The sequence below is a fragment of the Pantoea sp. X-Soil-TKNS-1280 genome (genome assembly GCF_059730475.1).
Genome location: NZ_AP035962.1, coordinates 65540 through 82072, shown reverse-complemented (window position 1 = coordinate 82072; position 16533 = coordinate 65540). Strand labels below are relative to the sequence as shown.

Here is a 16533-nt window from a genome sequence, read left to right as displayed (position 1 = left end):
CGTTAAGATCGCTTCCGGCTTTGTTTTACAGTAAGTGATACAACTTTTTACGAAGGATATCTAATTTTTCATTATCATCTTTAACAGGTAGCCCATCTTTATGTAAAACAACATCGTTGAACGACCCCATACCTCCGTACAATTTTTTTATGTTATACCGTCCTTCTTCATAATCATTTTCAATCTGGATAAGACAAAGATTAAACACTTCAGCCCAGGACATTTCATTATTCCTGGAAAGTATTTCAATAATATCTGACATAACGTTTCTGATTGCATCTTTCATAACAATGGCCACTGACCTAATATTTTTGCACCAGGAATATCCCATGCTTTAGGGATGACTATTTGCTCAGTACCACCAAGATAGAAGCCATTTTGGGCACCAACCTCACCTACATACACTTTTGTACCTGCAGGGATGTTAACTTTAAACACGCTATCTATAGGAGATGATGCACCATTCGGCCATTTAGGTAATACCGCCTTGTCTATGCGCGTTTGAATAACACTCATGGGTTTCTCAAGGCTAAAGAACTGTCCAAATGGACGACCACCGACTCCAGCTCGATAAAATTCAACATCTCTCGATAGAATAACTTCTTTATACCTTCCGCCAGAAAAAGTTTCAGCTAACCCATCATCTAACGGACCAGGTTTTGCTGCTGAGTACTTACCTGTAGTTTTACCAAGATTACACCTTGATAGTCCCAACGGGTCGATCCAGTTGAACGGATTGGGTGCATAAGCGTAAAGGTTTGTTCCACCTCTTAACCCCACCGGGTCCTGGACCGTAAACCGTCCCACCTGCGGGTCATAATACCGGAACAGATTATAGTGCAGTCCGGTCTCCCGGTCCGCGTACTGCCCGGCGTAGCGCAGCGGCTGATGATGCAGCGACGCGCTCCCCGGCAGACGGTAAAACCCTTCCGTCTGTCTGCTCACCTCGCCAAAGCTGCCATACTGCCCGCTCCAGCGCACCGTACCCTCTGCATCCGTCACTTCCAGCGGCGCGCCGTTCAGGTCCGTACTGAACCAGACTGTCTCTCCCTGTTCTGCATCCCACTGATGGTCAATCCGCGCCAGCGGGCTCCAGGTTTCTTCCGGGTCATAAACATAGGTCTGGCGGCTGCCGTTCGCCTGCTGCTCCTGTAACAGGCGATACCCCTGCCACAGGAAGCGGGTTTCCTGCTCACCCTGTCCGCTGTTCACAACCTTGCGCGTTCGTCTGCCCAGCGCATCGTAATGATAATGCGCGGTAAACTGACCCTGCGGGCCGCTCCCGCTGGCGGTTATCAGCCGGTTTTCTGCGTCGTAAGTAAAATGCTGCTCATACTGGCCGCTGCGGCGACGGATGAGGTTGCCCCACGCGTCGTACTTCATAAACAGCTGCTGCCACTGCCGCAGACGGTTATCCCTCACTGCGGCGGAAGCCTGCTCTTCATCCACCAGGTTGTCGGCAGCATCGTAGCGGAACCAGCGGCTGGCGTGGCCCTGCCGGGCTTCGTAATGCTTCAGCAGGCGGCCTTCGGCGTCATAACCGTAGTCCACCTGGCCGCGCAGCGTGTCGTGGATACCCGCCAGCTCACCCCGTGCGCTGTAGCGGAAGGCGCGCGACAGGATGTCCTGCTCCGGCAGCGCTACCCCGTCTGTCACCGCGCTCTGCTGCCGCGTGCGGCGACCGAGGCTGTCGTATTCGCGCGTCTGCCAGCGTGCGCCCTGGCTGCGGCGGGTTTCCCAGTGCAGCCGGTCACGGGTAAATTCACTCACCAGCTGCCGGTTAAAACGTATGGCGCTGACGTGGCCGGAGCCGTAATGCAGCCAGCTCAGCTGCTGCCCGTCCGGCAGCGTCAGACCTGTGAGGTTGTTCAGTTCATCCCACTGATAATCCAGCGTGCCGCTGCTGCCTGATTCACTCAGCAGACGGCCTGACGTATCGCGCCGGAAAAGGATTTCATCCGCTTCGATACCCAGCGCCGCTCCTTCCTCTGTGGGCGTGCGCGTCACGCTAACCAGCTGACCGGCGCGGTCATGCCGGTAAAGATATCCGGCATGGCGGTGGCTGCGTCCGGTCAGCAGGCCACTGTCGTCATAGCGAAACTGCTGAATACGACGCGGCAGTCCACCATCCGGGCCGGGCATACCGTCTTCCCGCATCGCGCTGAGCTGGCCGCGCTCGTCCCACTGCCACAGCCGTTCGGTTTCATCCGGGCGCACTTCGCGTAACGGACGACCGGCGGCGTCATAGTCAAAACGGTATTCGCCCCCGTTGCCGTTCTCCAGCCGCAGCAAGTTGCCGCGCGGATCATAATGCCAGCGACGCGTGCGTCCGAGACGATCGGTCTGGCTGACGGGCAGACCTGCGACGTTGTAAGCCCAGCGGATTTCACTGTCCAGCGTGTCGCGCCAGGCACTCAGCTGACCGCGCGGGTTCCATATCAGCGTTTCACGGCTGTCGTCGGGATGAATCAGGGTGCACAGCTGCCCGGCGTTGTTCCACTCGCGCTGCGTCACGTTGCCTTCCGCGTCTTCGCTGCGGAGAAGCTGGCCGAAACGGTCATAGCTGAAACGGGTGACGCTGCCGGAGCAGTCGGTGCGCTGCGTCAGCAAGCCCTGACGATTCCACGCCAGTTGCACCACGCCGCCTGTCGCATCGGTCACACTTTCCGGCAGCGTTTCTTCATCGTCCGGGTAGTGATAAACCGTGGCATAGCCGGATGCGTCGGTTTCCGACAGCAGGCGTCCGGCCACATCGTAAAGGCTTTGCGTGCTGGTCTGGTCGGGATGCTGGATACGGGTGATCAGGTCAGTCTGGCGATGCCAGTGATATTCCGTCCGGCGTCCGGCCGGATCGGTCTCTGAAGTCATGCGGCCGTATTTATCCCAGCTGCTGCGACGCATTGCGCCGCCCGGCAGGATGACATCACTCAGCTCACCGTCTGCGTAGATCAGGGTGGTCTGGCGACCATCAAAATCGGTGAAGCGGGCAACATTGTCGTCGTCATCAATCAGCCAGTGCGCCTGCGCGCCATCGTCACGCAGCGCCCGCCGCGTGCCTGCGGCAAAATCGTAGCTGAATTCGAGCTGTTCGCCGCCGTTGTGGCGAAAGGCGACCACACGCGGCAGGCCGTCGATTTCCTGCCAGCGATATTCACTCAGCAGACCGTTTGCATCTTCATGGGCGCTCATCAACCCGTCACGCCATTGAAAACGACGGCGCACGCTACCGCCCCGGCCAGTTACGCAAACAAGCTGGTGCTGATCATCATAAGCGTAACTGACCAGGCACACCTCGTCATCCCGCCAGGCGCCCGTCAGGCGGCCCGCGTTATAACGACAAACCACAGTTTGCCCCGCGCTGTCCGTCAAGGCATGCAGGGTGCGATCGGCGTTCCAGGTGAACAGAATGTCATTGCCACCGCGATCACTCAGACGCAGCGGCAGGGAAGGTTCATCATCGGATAACACCGGGAAGTGCCAGCGCTCGCCGCTGATGTCATAGAGTGACCAGCTGTCATCCTGGTGATGTTCCAGCCACTGTTTTTCATCGGCACACCAGGTGCGATGGCCCCGGGGAACCCGGGGAAAAGAAATGTAGTCGCCGGAGGGTGCGCGCCATACCAGGCCATCCTGATAATGCTGCAGCCGGGTTTCCCAGAATAGATTCCAGCCCCGGCCCAGCACGCTGTCGCCGGGATTACCGCTGCGCCAGTAGCGCTGCCAGCGCACCGGCAGGCGGGAAGGCAGCACAAAATCCAGCTCGTCATCACCGCTGAGAAACTTCTGGCCGCTGACGATATCCACCGGGCGAGCAATAATCCCTGCCGCTGCGGCTCCGGTCATCAGCACCCCGGCCCGGCAGGCAATACGCGCAAGTTTGTTGATGCCCGGCAACCTGCTCAGTAATTTGCTCAGCGCGCCGGTCTTCCCGGCCATGCCGCCCCAGCCACCGGCGAATCCGGCAAACAGCAGCGTCAGATCCGAGAATTTATATAACCATTCAGGGACTTCAGGTTCGATCGGCAGGGTCTGCTGTGCAGCACCACCGATAAACACATTGGCGGAGCCGGTCATCACCTTTGCATCGCAGGTGGTATGGTCCCCGAGGCGCGCGGCGGGCATGCCGTTGATAAAGACGCTGGACGATCCTTCCGCCATCTGCTCCGAACCGTCATCAGAACAGTCCACTTCGCTGTAAGTGGCGACCGCCGCAGGCTGACCATTGATAAAAACATCGGCGGAGCCGGTGGTGATGGTGCCTTCTTTCGACATGCTGGCGGCACCGGCTTCGGCAATGCCATCGCGGGCTGCCGTCGCCAGTTCCCCCGTGATCCAGCCGACCGCCACGCTGGCACCGATCAGCAGAACACCCACACCGAGACAGGCTGCGCCCAGCCCGGCAATCATCAGTGCGCCCGAGGCAATCCCCCCGACCGCCGCAATCAATCCGCCAATCAGCGTGCCGCCAATCATGCCTGCAAGGGCATGAGAATGCCCGATGTCGTCCCCGACGCGTGCAGCTTCAAACATAACAACATTCCTTATCGTTAAGCGTGAAAACGGAAGCTCCTGAGCAGGGAGGCAAAACGCGACGTGTCCGTATCGCTCAGTACATCCATCGAAGTCATGGTGAACACCAGCACTCTGCTGTTGTCCGGGGTGAAAACCGCCTGCTGCTGCCAGACGCGTCTGCCATCACGCAGGTAACTGGCGTGGACGATTTCACCCGACAGGAGATTTTCGCCAAGCGTGGCGGAGGTACGTTGCAACTGTTTCCAGCCCTGCAGATGCTGCGCCATCAGTGCCAGTTGACGATCAATATACGTATCCAGCGCTTCATCAGCGTGGAGCGTATCGCGGGAGATATTGAACGCGGGTAAACCCGCACCTGTTACCGTAAAGACATTGACTGTGCGATCCTGATAGCCGTCAGGCAGCGCAATCAGGCCTTCCGTGAAGAGACAAAATTGAGTTGAGTCGTTCATTGAGCGCATTCCCTATGCTTAAAACGTAAGGGAGTCTCTCATATGAAGTCGCCATTGACCACATTTTAAGCTGGTACTGAATTTTCTGCTGACTGGTACAGCGCGATAAATCGCGCTGTTGTAAATTCCCTTACTTCACCAGGTTTGCCTGCCAGTCACTAAACAGCGTCGGCCAGTTTTTTGCCGGAATGTCCTGTTTTTTCACGATGCCAAAACCATGTCCCCCCAGCTGAAACAGATGCAGCTCAACCGGCACCTTGTTTTTGCGCAACGCGTCAAACATCCGCAAGGTGTTCTGTGGCGAGGCTGTGCCATCATTCAGCGCCTGGGCAAGGAAAGTGGGGGGCGTATGAGCGGATACCCGGTTTTCCTGTGAATAACGTTGTTTGACGTCATCACTGATATCTTTGCCATACATTGCCGCACGCGTGCCGTTATGAGTGACGCCATCTTTCAGCGACAGCACCGGATAGATCAGCGCAGCAAAATCAGGACGCGCGGAAACCTTATCCTGCTCATCCTTTGCCGGGTAATTGCTGGCATCAGGATCGTTGCTGACATTGGCCGCCAGGAAGGCACCGGCCGAAAAGCCCATCACACCAATCTGATTCGGCGCGACCTGGTATTGGTCAGCATTGGCGCGAATCAGGCGCATGGCGCGCTGAACATCAGCGAAAGCATCATTGCGGTTAACCTCTGATCCACCGTGTGGCATGCGGTAAAGCAGCACGAACGAGGAATAGCCTTTTTTACTCAGGACCTTTGCCACATCCAGCCCCTCGAGATCTTCCATAATATAAGAAAATCCCCCACCCGGAATGATAAGCACCGCCGAATGATTATTTTCCCCGGCCGGTGGAACATAAATCATTTCCGGTGATTCCACCTTTGTGACAGCACGATTATTATCTGCCAGGTTCTTACTAAAGTTAATAAATGTATTATTTCCTGACACTTCATTTGGCCAGATCGGAATTTCCTTATTGGCAAATGCGCTGGGAAGATAAATCAGGGAAATCAATGCGGATAAAAAAATCGACTTCATCTCTCTGGCTCCAAATCCTGAATGAAAACAACAACAAGCGTTCCGGCAACTCACCACGATGGCACAGCAGCCTGCAGCAGAATCCAACCCCAGAAGAAAAAACCTGACTTTATAATAAGCCCAAATGAATCTATAGAGAAAGGTAGCAAATATTGGTGTGTATTTTCACCCAATATAATTATGGACCAGAAAAAATTAGACTTTTCTCATGTTTACGTTAACAACACCCTATGTTATAAGTAAATTTTAAACTATAAGAATCTGTGACCATGGGAATTTACTGGATCATAAGCCTGACATTGACCTTCGTGGCAATTGTTGAAGTCATGCTTAGTAAAGATGAAAACACAGCACGACTCAGATTATATCTTTATTTTGTTGCCGTGGTCGTGCTTTTTACCTTTGGTGGAATTCGTGGTCTTGGCACCGGTCTGGATGATTTACAGTATCGCCAGTTCTTCTCACAGTTTATCGATCAGATTATTATCGATGGCTTCTGGAATGCAGTTATCAACTTCCGCTATGAACCGGCTATTTATGCCATTGCCGGCATTACCCGAATATTTACCGCCAATCCGGACATCTTTATCTTTGTCTTTACCGTGATTGCCGTCTGCGTCAATGCGCATTATTTCCGCAAGCTGACGCCGATCCCCTTAGTCGCCCTGGCTGTGTACTCTGCACACCTGTTTATCAATAAAGACATGAACCAGATTCGCTTTGGTTTGTGTTCGGCATTTTTAATGGGTTTTGTTTATCATTTCGCGCGCAGAAGTAAATCCGGAATGGTAACCACCTTTATTCTGTCGTTTATCAGCCACGCCACCGGTATTGTTGCGTTACTGGTGCCGATAGCGCTGATTGTGAAGAAACATAAGTACATCCCGATACTTATCGTGTTAGCCAGCCTGCCACTGGCCTTCATGGGCAGCTCGGCATTAATCTCTGCCCTCTCCAGCCATCTGGGTTCGTTAGGCGACAGGGCAATGGGCTACGCCAACCAGGACTCTGCTCAGGAACAGGGCATCATCACCCTTTCCAACCTGAAAAATATTGGCTTCGTCTTCATCTTTAGCTTCCTGCTGCTGAGCGACAAAATAAAGAATTTTGAAGATGAGAAATTCCGTCTTTACTACATCCTGGTCATTACCTTTGCGATTGGTAGTGGTTTGAGGATGGCTCTGCAGGATTATGCGTCCGGCGGACGTCTGGCCAACTATTTATTGCAGGTAGAGCCGGTACTTATTTCCCTGTGCATCTGGGAAACGAAGAAATTCATGAAGGTTCTGGCGGTAGGCGTGACGGTATTAATGGTTCTTTACTATCTTTATTACAATACTATTTCAAGTAAGCAGTCGATCACCGGCTACCAGGTTTCCCGTACCTTCCAGCTGTTCCGCTAAAAAAATGCGCTGACGTTAACTGCGTCAGCGCTGCGCTTCTATTTAAGAATACCCCGATAGACACATAAGGAAAGTCCGAATATCTTTGCTGTTCGGGGCATTGCTTGCATTTTGAATCTTTTAAAACTCTAATAGCTGAACATCTGCGTCAGCAGTGATCGGATTATTCCTAACAACTCACGTGAAGTTTATTAATGATTTCACTGGCGCAACGTCACTCAATGAAAGAATGCAGATATGAACGAAAAAAATAACTTCGACATCGTCCGACTATCGCTCGCCTTTATCGTGTTACTGGTGCATTCGGCAGAAGTCACCAGAAATCCTGACATTCGTTTCCTTGCTCACTTTCTGAATAGTGATTTTGCCGTAAAAGGATTTTTCGCAATAAGTGGTTTTCTTATTGCAAAAAGTTACTTAAGAAGTAAATCACTCACCTCTTATTTTATTAAGCGTGCGCAACGAATTTTACCCGCGTATATATTCGTGGTGATTATGTGCTTCGTGATTGGCCTGTGCCTGACGACGCTGCCCATTGTCGATTTTCTGAAAAACAAAGAAACTATCAAGTATCTGATAGCGAACTTCTCGTTCCTCAACTTCATCCAGCCATCCTTGCCGGGCGTGTTCACCAGCAACCCGAACCAGCCGCTGGATGGCTCCCTGTGGACGATTAAGGCTGAGCTGAGTCTCTACGTGCTGCTGCCCTTCGTATTGCCGCTGATGAAGAAAAACCCGCTGAAAGTCTGGGGGGCGATTTTCATCATTTCCTGTGCCTGGTTCTTTTACTTCACGGCAGTGTATACCGGAGCCAAAGCCGATACGCTGGCGAAACAGTTCATTTCGCTCTCTTCCTACTTCTTCTTTGGCAGCCTGCTGGCGACCCATCAGCCCACGTTTGATCGCCTGAAAGAAATCACCATTATTTCACTGGTGGTGTTTCTGCTGTTCAAAGGCACCGATTACTCCTTCCTGGTGGAGCCGATCGCCTTCTCGTCGGTGGTGATTCTGTTCTGCACCAACCTGTGTAGCGAGATCAAAATCAGCCAGTACGGTGACATGTCTTACGGGATGTACCTCTATCACTGGCCGATTATTCAGGTGTTGCAGCACTTTGGCGTCTTCAACGCTAACGCCTTCCTCGGCCTGCTGATGACGATTGTGATTACCGTGGCGCTGGCTTATACCTCGTGGAACCTGCTGGAAAGCCGCTTCCTGAAACGGGCACATCATACGCCACCGTCCATTGCGGGCAGCACCGCTCGCGACTGATGTTGTAAACAAAAACCCCGTTCACTGCTGAACGGGGTTTTTGCTTTTTCAGATGGTGGCACCCATCGAGAGCCGATAGTGCAGATTCACCTGCTCAATCGTCGGCAGGTGGTTGATCTTTTTAATCACGATTTCGGTAGCCACTTTGCCCATTTCAAAGCGTGGCGTAATCACGCTGGCCAGACGTGGCGTCGTGACCTGACCAATCTCCAGCCCATGAAAACCGGCAATGGCCATCGACTGCGGCACCGCAATACCTGCCGCATGGCACTCCTGCAATACGCCAACCGCGAGGTCATCGTTAGTACAGAGAATCGCATCCATCTCCGGATAGAGCTGACGCGCCAGCGTCATCATGCCGGTACCAATCGATACCGATGACACTTTGTTTGGCACAATGCGCCCGGCGGGCAACCCCGCCGCGGCCACCGCATCACAATAACCCGCATAACGTTGCTCATCACGCCGGTCTGACATGGAACCAAAATAGATCACACGCTTTTTGCCACTCGCCAGCAGCATCGCCGTCATGTCATAGCCCGCACGATAATTATCGAACCCGACATTGATGCGATCGCGCGTTTCGGTCAGTCCCATCACTTCCGCCACCGGAATGGTGGCAGCTTTCAGGTATTTTTCCGCACGGACAGTGTGCACGGACTCGGTGAGAATAAGACCTTTGATATTCAATGCCAGCACCGTGGCAATCTGCTCCTCTTCCCGCTGCGGGTTGTAATCATAATTGACCACCAGCGTTTGGTAGCCTTGCGCACTGGTCACGGATTCAATCCCGGCCAGTAAATCGGCAAAAATTTGATTATTAAAGGAAGGGATCAGCACACCAATGCGTGGCGGACTGGCGCTGCTCAGGGCGAGGTTGTCCGGATCGGGCGTGTAGCCGATTTCAGCAATAACGCTGGCAATTTTGTCGGCCGTTTCCGTTTTCACTTTTTCCGGCGTGCGTAAATATCGGCTCACCGTCATCTTGGTGACCCCCGCCAGGGTGGCAATATCATCCAGGGTGATGCGCTGCGTTTTCATCGCGATGTCCGCAAAGACGGCCTTTCAATCAACGTATTATGCCTGCTGCCCGGCAAAAAATGAAACCGCACCCTGGCGCAATTAGCGGCCAGGTAAAGTCGCTCATTTCAGAATAAAAATTTCAGAGAAATTCCAGTAAAAAGCAACAAGCGCAACATCCCGGTCAGAAGGTAATGACAAAAAACCTATCATTTCATCTGGATAAATCTTAACCCACTTATCCACGACAGCAATTTTCGCAACCCCGCTCACATATTTCGGAAAAAATTATCCAAAAATATCCATTTAGAAAATATATTTCACTGTGAGTACCCTGCGTGAATACACGGAACATCGACAACCTACAACATTCCTCTTTCTGGACATGCAACGTTCAGGCGGTAGAGACAAGGGGCTATAACCATGGATTCCAGACAAAAACGCTACAACATGAGGTATGTCATTCTCTGCTGCACCGTCGCCGCATTTGGCGGGTTGCTGATGGGGTATGACTCTTCCATTATCTCCGGTGCAATCGAACCCTTAAGTGAATACTTCCAGCTGACACCCGCTGAAACGGGCTGGGCAGTCTCTAACATTCTGCTCGGGAGTCTGGTGGGCTGTTTTATCGCCCCACGCCTGAGCGATGTGCTGGGACGAAAAAAATCGCTCGCCATTACCGCCTTGCTGTTCACCGTTTCGGTGATCGGCACCGCCATCGCCCACAATTTCACGGTATTTGTGCTTTTCCGCATCATTGGGGGCCTGGCAATCGGACTCGCTTCGGTGATCTCGCCTATCTACCTGGCGGAGCTGTCGCCATCAAAGTTTCGTGGTCGCACCACCGCGCTGTATGCGGTGTGCTGCGTCGGCGGGCAATCGGTGGTGCTGCTGACTAACTACTTCATCACCAAATCGATGCTGCCGGAAGCGATGATTGCTATGGGCTGGCGCTATATTCTGGCGACCGCACTGGTGCCCTGCGCGTTGTTTATCTTCTTTATCGCCTTTATCCCGGAATCACCGCGCTGGAACGTGCTGAAAGGCAAATACGATGCCGCCCTGGACACACTGACCAAAATCTCCAACCGCGAACATGCGGAAAGCGTGTTCAGCGAAATCAAACATTCGTTCTCCGACGAGGCAGCACGTCAGCACAAGGCACGTTTCCGCCTTGATAAAACCACGGTGCCATTGCTGGTGATCGGTATTGGTCTGGCAGTGGGTAACCAAATCAGCGGCATTAACGTGATTCAGTATTTTGGGCCAACGCTGCTGAAAAATGTCTCTGGCAGTGTGGATTCGGCGCTGCTGCAAACTTTCTGGCTGTCAGTGTGTCAGTTTATTGGCGTACTGGTGGGGATGACGCTGATCGATAAAGTGGGGCGTCGTAAGCTGCTGCTGCTCGGGGCTATCACCTCCTGCATCTTCCTGGCCTACTCGTTTATCGCCTTCTATTACCATCTGCCAGGCCTGCTGCCGGTGATTGGTCTGTTCGCCTATATGATTTTCTTCGGCATGACCTGGGGCCAGATTGTCTGGACGGTGCTGGGCGAGATCTTCCCGACCGAAATCCGCTCCATCTGTGTCGGGATCTCCATCTGCGCGATGTCGATGGCGAACTTTATCATCAGTTCCACCTTCCCGATCATGAACAGCAGCCCGATGTTGATCGATATGTTCCACGGTGGTTTCCCGCTACTGCTGTTCGCGATTTTCTCGCTGGGTATGTACTTCTTCACCTTCCGCTATCTGCCGGAAACGGCGGGAGTATCGCTGGAGAAAATTCACGGCCTGGTGCTGGAAAAATTCAATGTGGATGCAGAATTGCCTGCCGCCACCAGCAGCAAATCCGCTGAGTCACTGAATATTCCCCGGCATTAAATTTACCGCCAGAAAATAGCGCGATAAATCGCGCCGCTACAAATGATTGCACAATCCGGTAGCGGCGCGATTTATCGCGCATTGTTTAAAGCGTCACCCCATCCGCTGCTCATACTGCTCAATCACCGCCAGCGCCAGACCATTGGTCGGATCGATACGCTGCGGCAGAAAATGCAGCGCGGTATGGGCAAAGGTAAAAGCCAGCGTGCTCGCCTGCGCCGTCTGCTGCACCGCCTGAACAAAGGCGGGGGACGCATTCCACGGCGCATCCACCATAATGCTGGCGGGATTGAGCAGCAGCATCACCTGGCTCAACGCGCTGCCAAGTTGCGCGCCAGCCTCACTCATCACCACACTGACCATTGCTGGTTCGCTCTCGCGATTTTGCCAGCGCAGACCCGGTTTTCGCTGGGCCAGCTGATACTGAATCGCAGGCTGGCTGACCAGCGCTTCCAGGCAGCCAAGACGCCCGCAGCTGCAACGCCTCCCATTCGGCTGCACCGTCAAATGACCCACTTCTCCTGCGGTCCAGCTGCTGCCGGTAAACACTTCGCCCTGCTGTACCAGCGCCCCGCCAATACCTTCCGCAATGCGCAGATAAAAATGACTCTGGTTTTTATCCAGCGCCAATTGCTGCACCGGCAGCAGCGCCGCCGCTTTAACATTATTCATGATGCGCAGCGGCAGGCTGATTTGAGATTTGAGTAGCGTCAGCAGATCAACATCCTGCCAGCCAAGATGGGAAGAGAAATGCATCCAGCCACGTTGTGGATCAACGATGCCTGGGAATCCGAGCGCGATACCAATTAACTCCGGATGGGCGGCAACCAGTGTCTGGCAGCACTCCGCCAGCTCCTGCAACAGCACGGCGGGGTCATCCGTTTTGGTGCGCCAGGTCTGTTCGGCAATCACCTGCGAGAAATAGTCACATACCTGCCAATGAATCGTCTGGCGTTCCACCATGATACCGGCGCTTTTCAGCTTTTCCGGCCTGAGTGATATTTCAATCTTCGGACGCCCGGCAGAGGCAACACTGACCGGACCCAGTTCGGTAATCACCCCCAGTTCCAGCAGATCATCCACAATCAGCGAAACGGTGTTTTTGCTGAGGTTTAATGCCAGGGCCAGATCCTGGCGGGAGGTTATCCGCGTCTGACGCAGCTGCGTCATGACCCGCTTCAGGTTATTCAGTCGTAATAATGCCGGCCCTTTACCCATCGCTTTCATGCCTTTCTCACCCGGCAAAATGGAAGAGGTTCAGTGTAGCAGTGTCCGGGTGCGCTTTATCTCAGACTTTGCTGGCATTTTTGACGTAGCGCACCCTGATGAAGTGAGGCAGGCGAATCAGTATTCATCGCCGCGCACGCGGCTGCGGTAGCTTTCCCAGTCGAAGCGCACCCACAGGCTGTTGCCGAGGCGCATACGGTCCATCACGCGCTCGCCCAGCAGCGTGTTCATACCGGCGGGGTCGAGGTTCGACAACATGCCCGTCGGGCGTTTGGACGAGGATCGGCGATCGACAATCTGGTTAATGATCACTTTTTCATAGCGTGATTCGCTTTGCATGCCGATCTCGTCGATCACCAGCAGATCGACATTACTGAGATCCTGCAACAGGCGTTCTTCGGTGATATCGCTGCCGCCACTGAAGGTGCCTTTCATGCTCGACATCAAATCCGCTACGGTCACAATCAGCACGCTTTTGCCGCGCAAAATCAGGTCATTGCCGATAGCCGCAGCCAGATGGTTTTTGCCGGTACCAGGGCGGCCGGAAAACACAAAGCTGGAAATGCTGTTATCAAAACCCGCTGCGTACTCACGCGCCAGGCTCAGGGCTTTGCGTTGCCCTTCATTTTCCACCCGATAGTTGTCGAACGAGCAATTTATATGCAGTTCGCGGATGCCGGAGCGGCCCATAATACGCTGCATCTTCATCGCACGATTCTCACGCACAATGGCTTCGGAGCGTAAACGGCCCTGCTCCTGATTCCAGGCCAGCAATTCTTCACCGCTGGTGAATTTTGGTTTCACCTCATGCGGCATCAGTTTTTTCAGGCGACTGAAAAGATCGTTCGGCGTTTTCATCATTCACCTCGAAAACCATCGGGAATATCATAATCAGTATTGCTGATCCGGGTGATATCGCGCTTCGGCTGTCCGCCGTTGGCCGCCCGGTTCATCTGTACGCTACGCGCCAGCTTTTGCTGCCACTGCACATGATGGAACAAACGACCCTCGGCCTGCCAGTAAGCAATAAAAGTGGCCAGCTCAGCCGCCGTCACCGGTTCGCTCAGCGCGATGCCCCAGATGGCCGCCTGGCGCTGAAAATCGTCGTCCGGCAGCCAGCCCGCATACATGGCAAATTTCCCCACCGGGGCCGCAATGGGCGCGCTGGGGGTGTCAAACATGCTGTCATCCAGCATGACATCATTGGGTTGCCGTGCCGCGGCTTCCAGCGCCAGCAATTGCGCCAGCCGCTGTGGCGTCAGCGCATAAAATGCCGGTGCGTTTTGATGCAGCACTGCCAGCGTGCCGTTTTCCGCCTGTTGCAGTACCGCGAGCGGATCCTGGCAAAAGCCATCCAGCCCGACCAGCGTTGAAGTTAAGATTTTGACTGACATGAAGAAACCTGACGTTGACTAGCCCAGTGCAACGGAGCGGATATTCCGCCCGGCGCTAAGGTTGCAGTGTACCTGTTTTAGCGCGCGGAATCGCCAAAAAAGGTCATCGCAGATTAAAAGCTGGCGCTGACGCCAAGGCTATAAATGAACTGCTCACCGCTGCTCATCGCCCCGGTTTGTGAGAATGAGGCAAACGCTGACAGATGCTGCCCCAGCGGCATATTGGCACCCACGCTGACATCCATCCAGTTGTTTTCCCTGCCGATCCCCTCATCACTGCGTGGCGTAAAATTCATCTCACCCAATTGATGACTGTAGCTAATCTGTGCGTAGGGCGCTATCCAGCCAAGGCTGGAATCAACACGCCAGCCCAGCGAGGCGACCTGGTCAGGATTGTTACGATCAATAAAGTCACATTGCGGGCAGTTGAGAGACGAAGGATCGACCGCGTATTGCGCAATCGGCCCGGTGGATACTGTCTCACTCATCGGCATTTGCCAGCCAGCCGAGAGGCGGTTAGCAAACGGATTCGCGCCAACGCTGGCGGCTTCGGTATGAAGGTTAATGATCGCCCCATCAGGTGGGTTAAGCGCCGCATCCATCAGGCCTCGATCGTTGTTACCGGTCAATGTCAGGTGATTCTGGGAAATTTTTTCCTCCAGGATGGCGTCATAATCAGGCGAGCTCGCGCTGGTCGTGTTCTGCTGGCTGCCCTCATCCCATGCCCGGGCAGGCAGGGCGCAGGCAGATAGCCACACACCAACAAGAGCCAGCGCAAGAATGTGCTGGCCTGACCGCTGACTTTTCTGCAACATGAAGGACTCCTGACGAGCCAGATAGGAACCGGGCGTTTAGGTATTGGATAAAACAGTTATCGGCGCCCTTTGATTAACTATTAACCGATTATTGAATACGTCAAGGAAAGAGAAGTATTTTCCTCATGCTTTAGGAGCACTGCGATGCAACGATGTGGCTGGGTAACACAGGATCCGCTCTATCTGGCGTACCACGACACCGAATGGGGCGTGCCGCAAACTGATAAGCGTGCCTTATTTGAAATGCTGTGTCTGGAAGGACAGCAGGCCGGGCTTTCATGGATTACCGTGTTAAAAAAACGCGCAAATTATCAGCGTGCTTTTCATCAGTTTGATCCACAGGCAGTGGCTGCGATGGATGAAGCCGATCTCGATCGTCTGATGCAGGACAGCGGCCTGATTCGTCAACGCGCCAAACTGTCAGCCATTATTGTGAATGCGCGTGCGTTCCTCGCCATGGAGGCCAGCGGTGAAGACTTTTCTCGCTTTATCTGGGGATTTGTCGATAACACGCCAGTTTTGCACCATTTCCCCGATTATAAGCTGGCTCCCACCACCTCCGATGCTGCCATAGCAATGTCTAAAGCGTTGAAGAAGCGTGGTTTTAAATTCATCGGCCCTACGATTTGCTATTCCTATATGCAAGCCTGTGGCCTGATTAATGATCATCAAACTGATTGTTTCTGCCATCCTGCCAACATATGAGGCGATTCTTTACAATTTAAGACTTATTCTCACGCTTTCCCTCATGATTTAACGGCATAATCAGCACCGTTTTGGGTTTTTCCCCCCATTTAAATCGAAGGGACTTTTATGAATAAGCACACTGTTGCACTGGCCTTGTTACTGAGCGGCAGCCTGGTATTATCTGGCTGTACCACCAACCCTTACACCGGCGAATCACAGGCAGGTAAATCCGGCATTGGCGCTGGCCTCGGAGCCGTGCTGGGCGCGGGCGTCGGCATGCTGTCCTCCTCGAAAAAAGATCGCGGTAAAGGGGCGTTGATTGGCGCGGCTTCCGGCGCAGCGCTGGGAGGCGGTATCGGTTATTACATGGATGTGCAGGAAGCCAAACTGCGCGACAAAATGCGTGGCACCGGCGTCAGCGTCACGCGCCAGGGTGACAACATCGTGCTGAATATGCCAAACAATGTCACCTTCGATTCCAGTAGCAGCAACCTGAAACCGGCGGGTGCCAATACCCTGACCGGCGTGGCAATGGTACTGAAAGAGTATCCAAAAACCGCCGTCAATGTGGTTGGCTTTACTGACAGCACCGGTACGCGCGCCCTGAATATGCGTCTGTCGCAGCAGCGTGCGGAAAGCGTTGCCAGCGCGCTGATTGTGCAGGGCGTCGAAGCCAGCCGCCTGCGTACCCAGGGCATGGGGCCGGATAACCCGATTGCCAGCAACAGCACCGAAGCCGGCAAGGCGCAGAACCGCCGCGTCGAGATCACCCTCACCCCGCTGGGATAAGTCTTTTGGGCC

14 protein-coding genes are annotated in these 16533 nt (G+C 53.8%); 5 read left to right on the top strand and 9 right to left on the bottom strand.

Going from position 1 to position 16533, the window contains the following annotated elements:
* Positions 1-25: 25 nt before the first annotated feature.
* The 4 genes from AC6I8X_RS00390 to AC6I8X_RS00375 all read right to left on the bottom strand — a co-directional run bounded on the left by AC6I8X_RS00390 (position 26) and on the right by AC6I8X_RS00375 (position 5856).
* Positions 26-286, bottom strand: coding sequence for a DUF6966 domain-containing protein (locus tag AC6I8X_RS00390; protein ID WP_497840371.1), 261 nt, complete (start codon positions 284-286; stop codon positions 26-28).
* The gene (locus AC6I8X_RS00385; protein WP_497840370.1) at positions 283-4530 is read right to left on the bottom strand and encodes an RHS repeat-associated core domain-containing protein; all 4248 of its coding nucleotides are present in this window, start codon (positions 4528-4530) and stop codon (positions 283-285) included. Before AC6I8X_RS00385 ends, AC6I8X_RS00390 begins: the two co-directional genes overlap by 4 nt.
* A 17-nt stretch (positions 4531-4547) precedes the next feature.
* Positions 4548-4985 (bottom strand): DcrB-related protein, encoded by a 438-nt coding sequence (locus AC6I8X_RS00380; protein WP_497840369.1) that lies wholly within the window; start codon positions 4983-4985, stop codon positions 4548-4550.
* A gap of 130 nt (positions 4986-5115) precedes the next feature.
* Positions 5116-5856, bottom strand: a complete 741-nt coding sequence (locus tag AC6I8X_RS00375; protein ID WP_310616225.1) for an alpha/beta hydrolase — start codon at positions 5854-5856, stop codon at positions 5116-5118.
* 443 nt (positions 5857-6299) lie between these two features.
* On the opposite strand from AC6I8X_RS00375, the gene AC6I8X_RS00370 reads away from it, so the two are divergent.
* Positions 6300-7433, top strand: coding sequence for an EpsG family protein (locus AC6I8X_RS00370; RefSeq protein WP_299455589.1), 1134 nt, complete (start codon positions 6300-6302; stop codon positions 7431-7433).
* A gap of 237 nt (positions 7434-7670) precedes the next feature.
* Positions 7671-8705 carry an acyltransferase family protein gene (locus AC6I8X_RS00365; protein WP_313683992.1) on the top strand — a complete coding sequence of 345 codons (1035 nt, stop codon included), beginning with the start codon at positions 7671-7673 and terminating at the stop codon, positions 8703-8705.
* A gap of 48 nt (positions 8706-8753) precedes the next feature.
* Here the strand turns inward: AC6I8X_RS00365 and AC6I8X_RS00360 are convergent, their stop codons facing one another.
* Complete coding sequence (locus tag AC6I8X_RS00360; RefSeq protein WP_313683994.1) at positions 8754-9746, bottom strand: LacI family DNA-binding transcriptional regulator; 993 nt, start codon at positions 9744-9746, stop codon at positions 8754-8756.
* A 402-nt stretch (positions 9747-10148) separates the two neighbouring features.
* On the opposite strand from AC6I8X_RS00360, the gene AC6I8X_RS00355 reads away from it, so the two are divergent.
* The gene (locus tag AC6I8X_RS00355; protein WP_313683998.1) at positions 10149-11609 is read left to right on the top strand and encodes a sugar porter family MFS transporter; all 1461 of its coding nucleotides are present in this window, start codon (positions 10149-10151) and stop codon (positions 11607-11609) included.
* 93 nt (positions 11610-11702) lie between these two features.
* Here AC6I8X_RS00355 and AC6I8X_RS00350 read toward each other — a convergent pair whose 3' ends face one another.
* The 4 genes from AC6I8X_RS00350 to AC6I8X_RS00335 form a co-directional block, all read right to left on the bottom strand.
* A complete protein-coding gene (locus AC6I8X_RS00350) occupies positions 11703-12836 on the bottom strand; it encodes an ROK family protein (protein WP_497840368.1) in 1134 nt (377 codons plus the stop codon).
* 117 nt (positions 12837-12953) lie between these two features.
* The gene (gene dnaC / locus AC6I8X_RS00345) at positions 12954-13694 is read right to left on the bottom strand and encodes a replicative helicase loader DnaC (protein ID WP_313684042.1); all 741 of its coding nucleotides are present in this window, start codon (positions 13692-13694) and stop codon (positions 12954-12956) included.
* Positions 13694-14230 (bottom strand): primosomal protein DnaT, encoded by a 537-nt coding sequence (dnaT, locus tag AC6I8X_RS00340; RefSeq protein ID WP_497840367.1) that lies wholly within the window; start codon positions 14228-14230, stop codon positions 13694-13696. Before dnaT ends, dnaC begins: the two co-directional genes overlap by 1 nt.
* Positions 14231-14343: 113 nt before the next feature.
* Complete coding sequence (locus AC6I8X_RS00335) at positions 14344-15045, bottom strand: autotransporter (protein ID WP_313684004.1); 702 nt, start codon at positions 15043-15045, stop codon at positions 14344-14346.
* A gap of 144 nt (positions 15046-15189) precedes the next feature.
* On the opposite strand from AC6I8X_RS00335, the gene AC6I8X_RS00330 reads away from it, so the two are divergent.
* Positions 15190-15750 (top strand): DNA-3-methyladenine glycosylase I, encoded by a 561-nt coding sequence (locus tag AC6I8X_RS00330; protein ID WP_313684006.1) that lies wholly within the window; start codon positions 15190-15192, stop codon positions 15748-15750.
* A gap of 108 nt (positions 15751-15858) precedes the next feature.
* Positions 15859-16521 (top strand): OmpA family lipoprotein, encoded by a 663-nt coding sequence (locus AC6I8X_RS00325; RefSeq protein ID WP_313684008.1) that lies wholly within the window; start codon positions 15859-15861, stop codon positions 16519-16521.
* Positions 16522-16533: the final 12 nt, after the last annotated feature.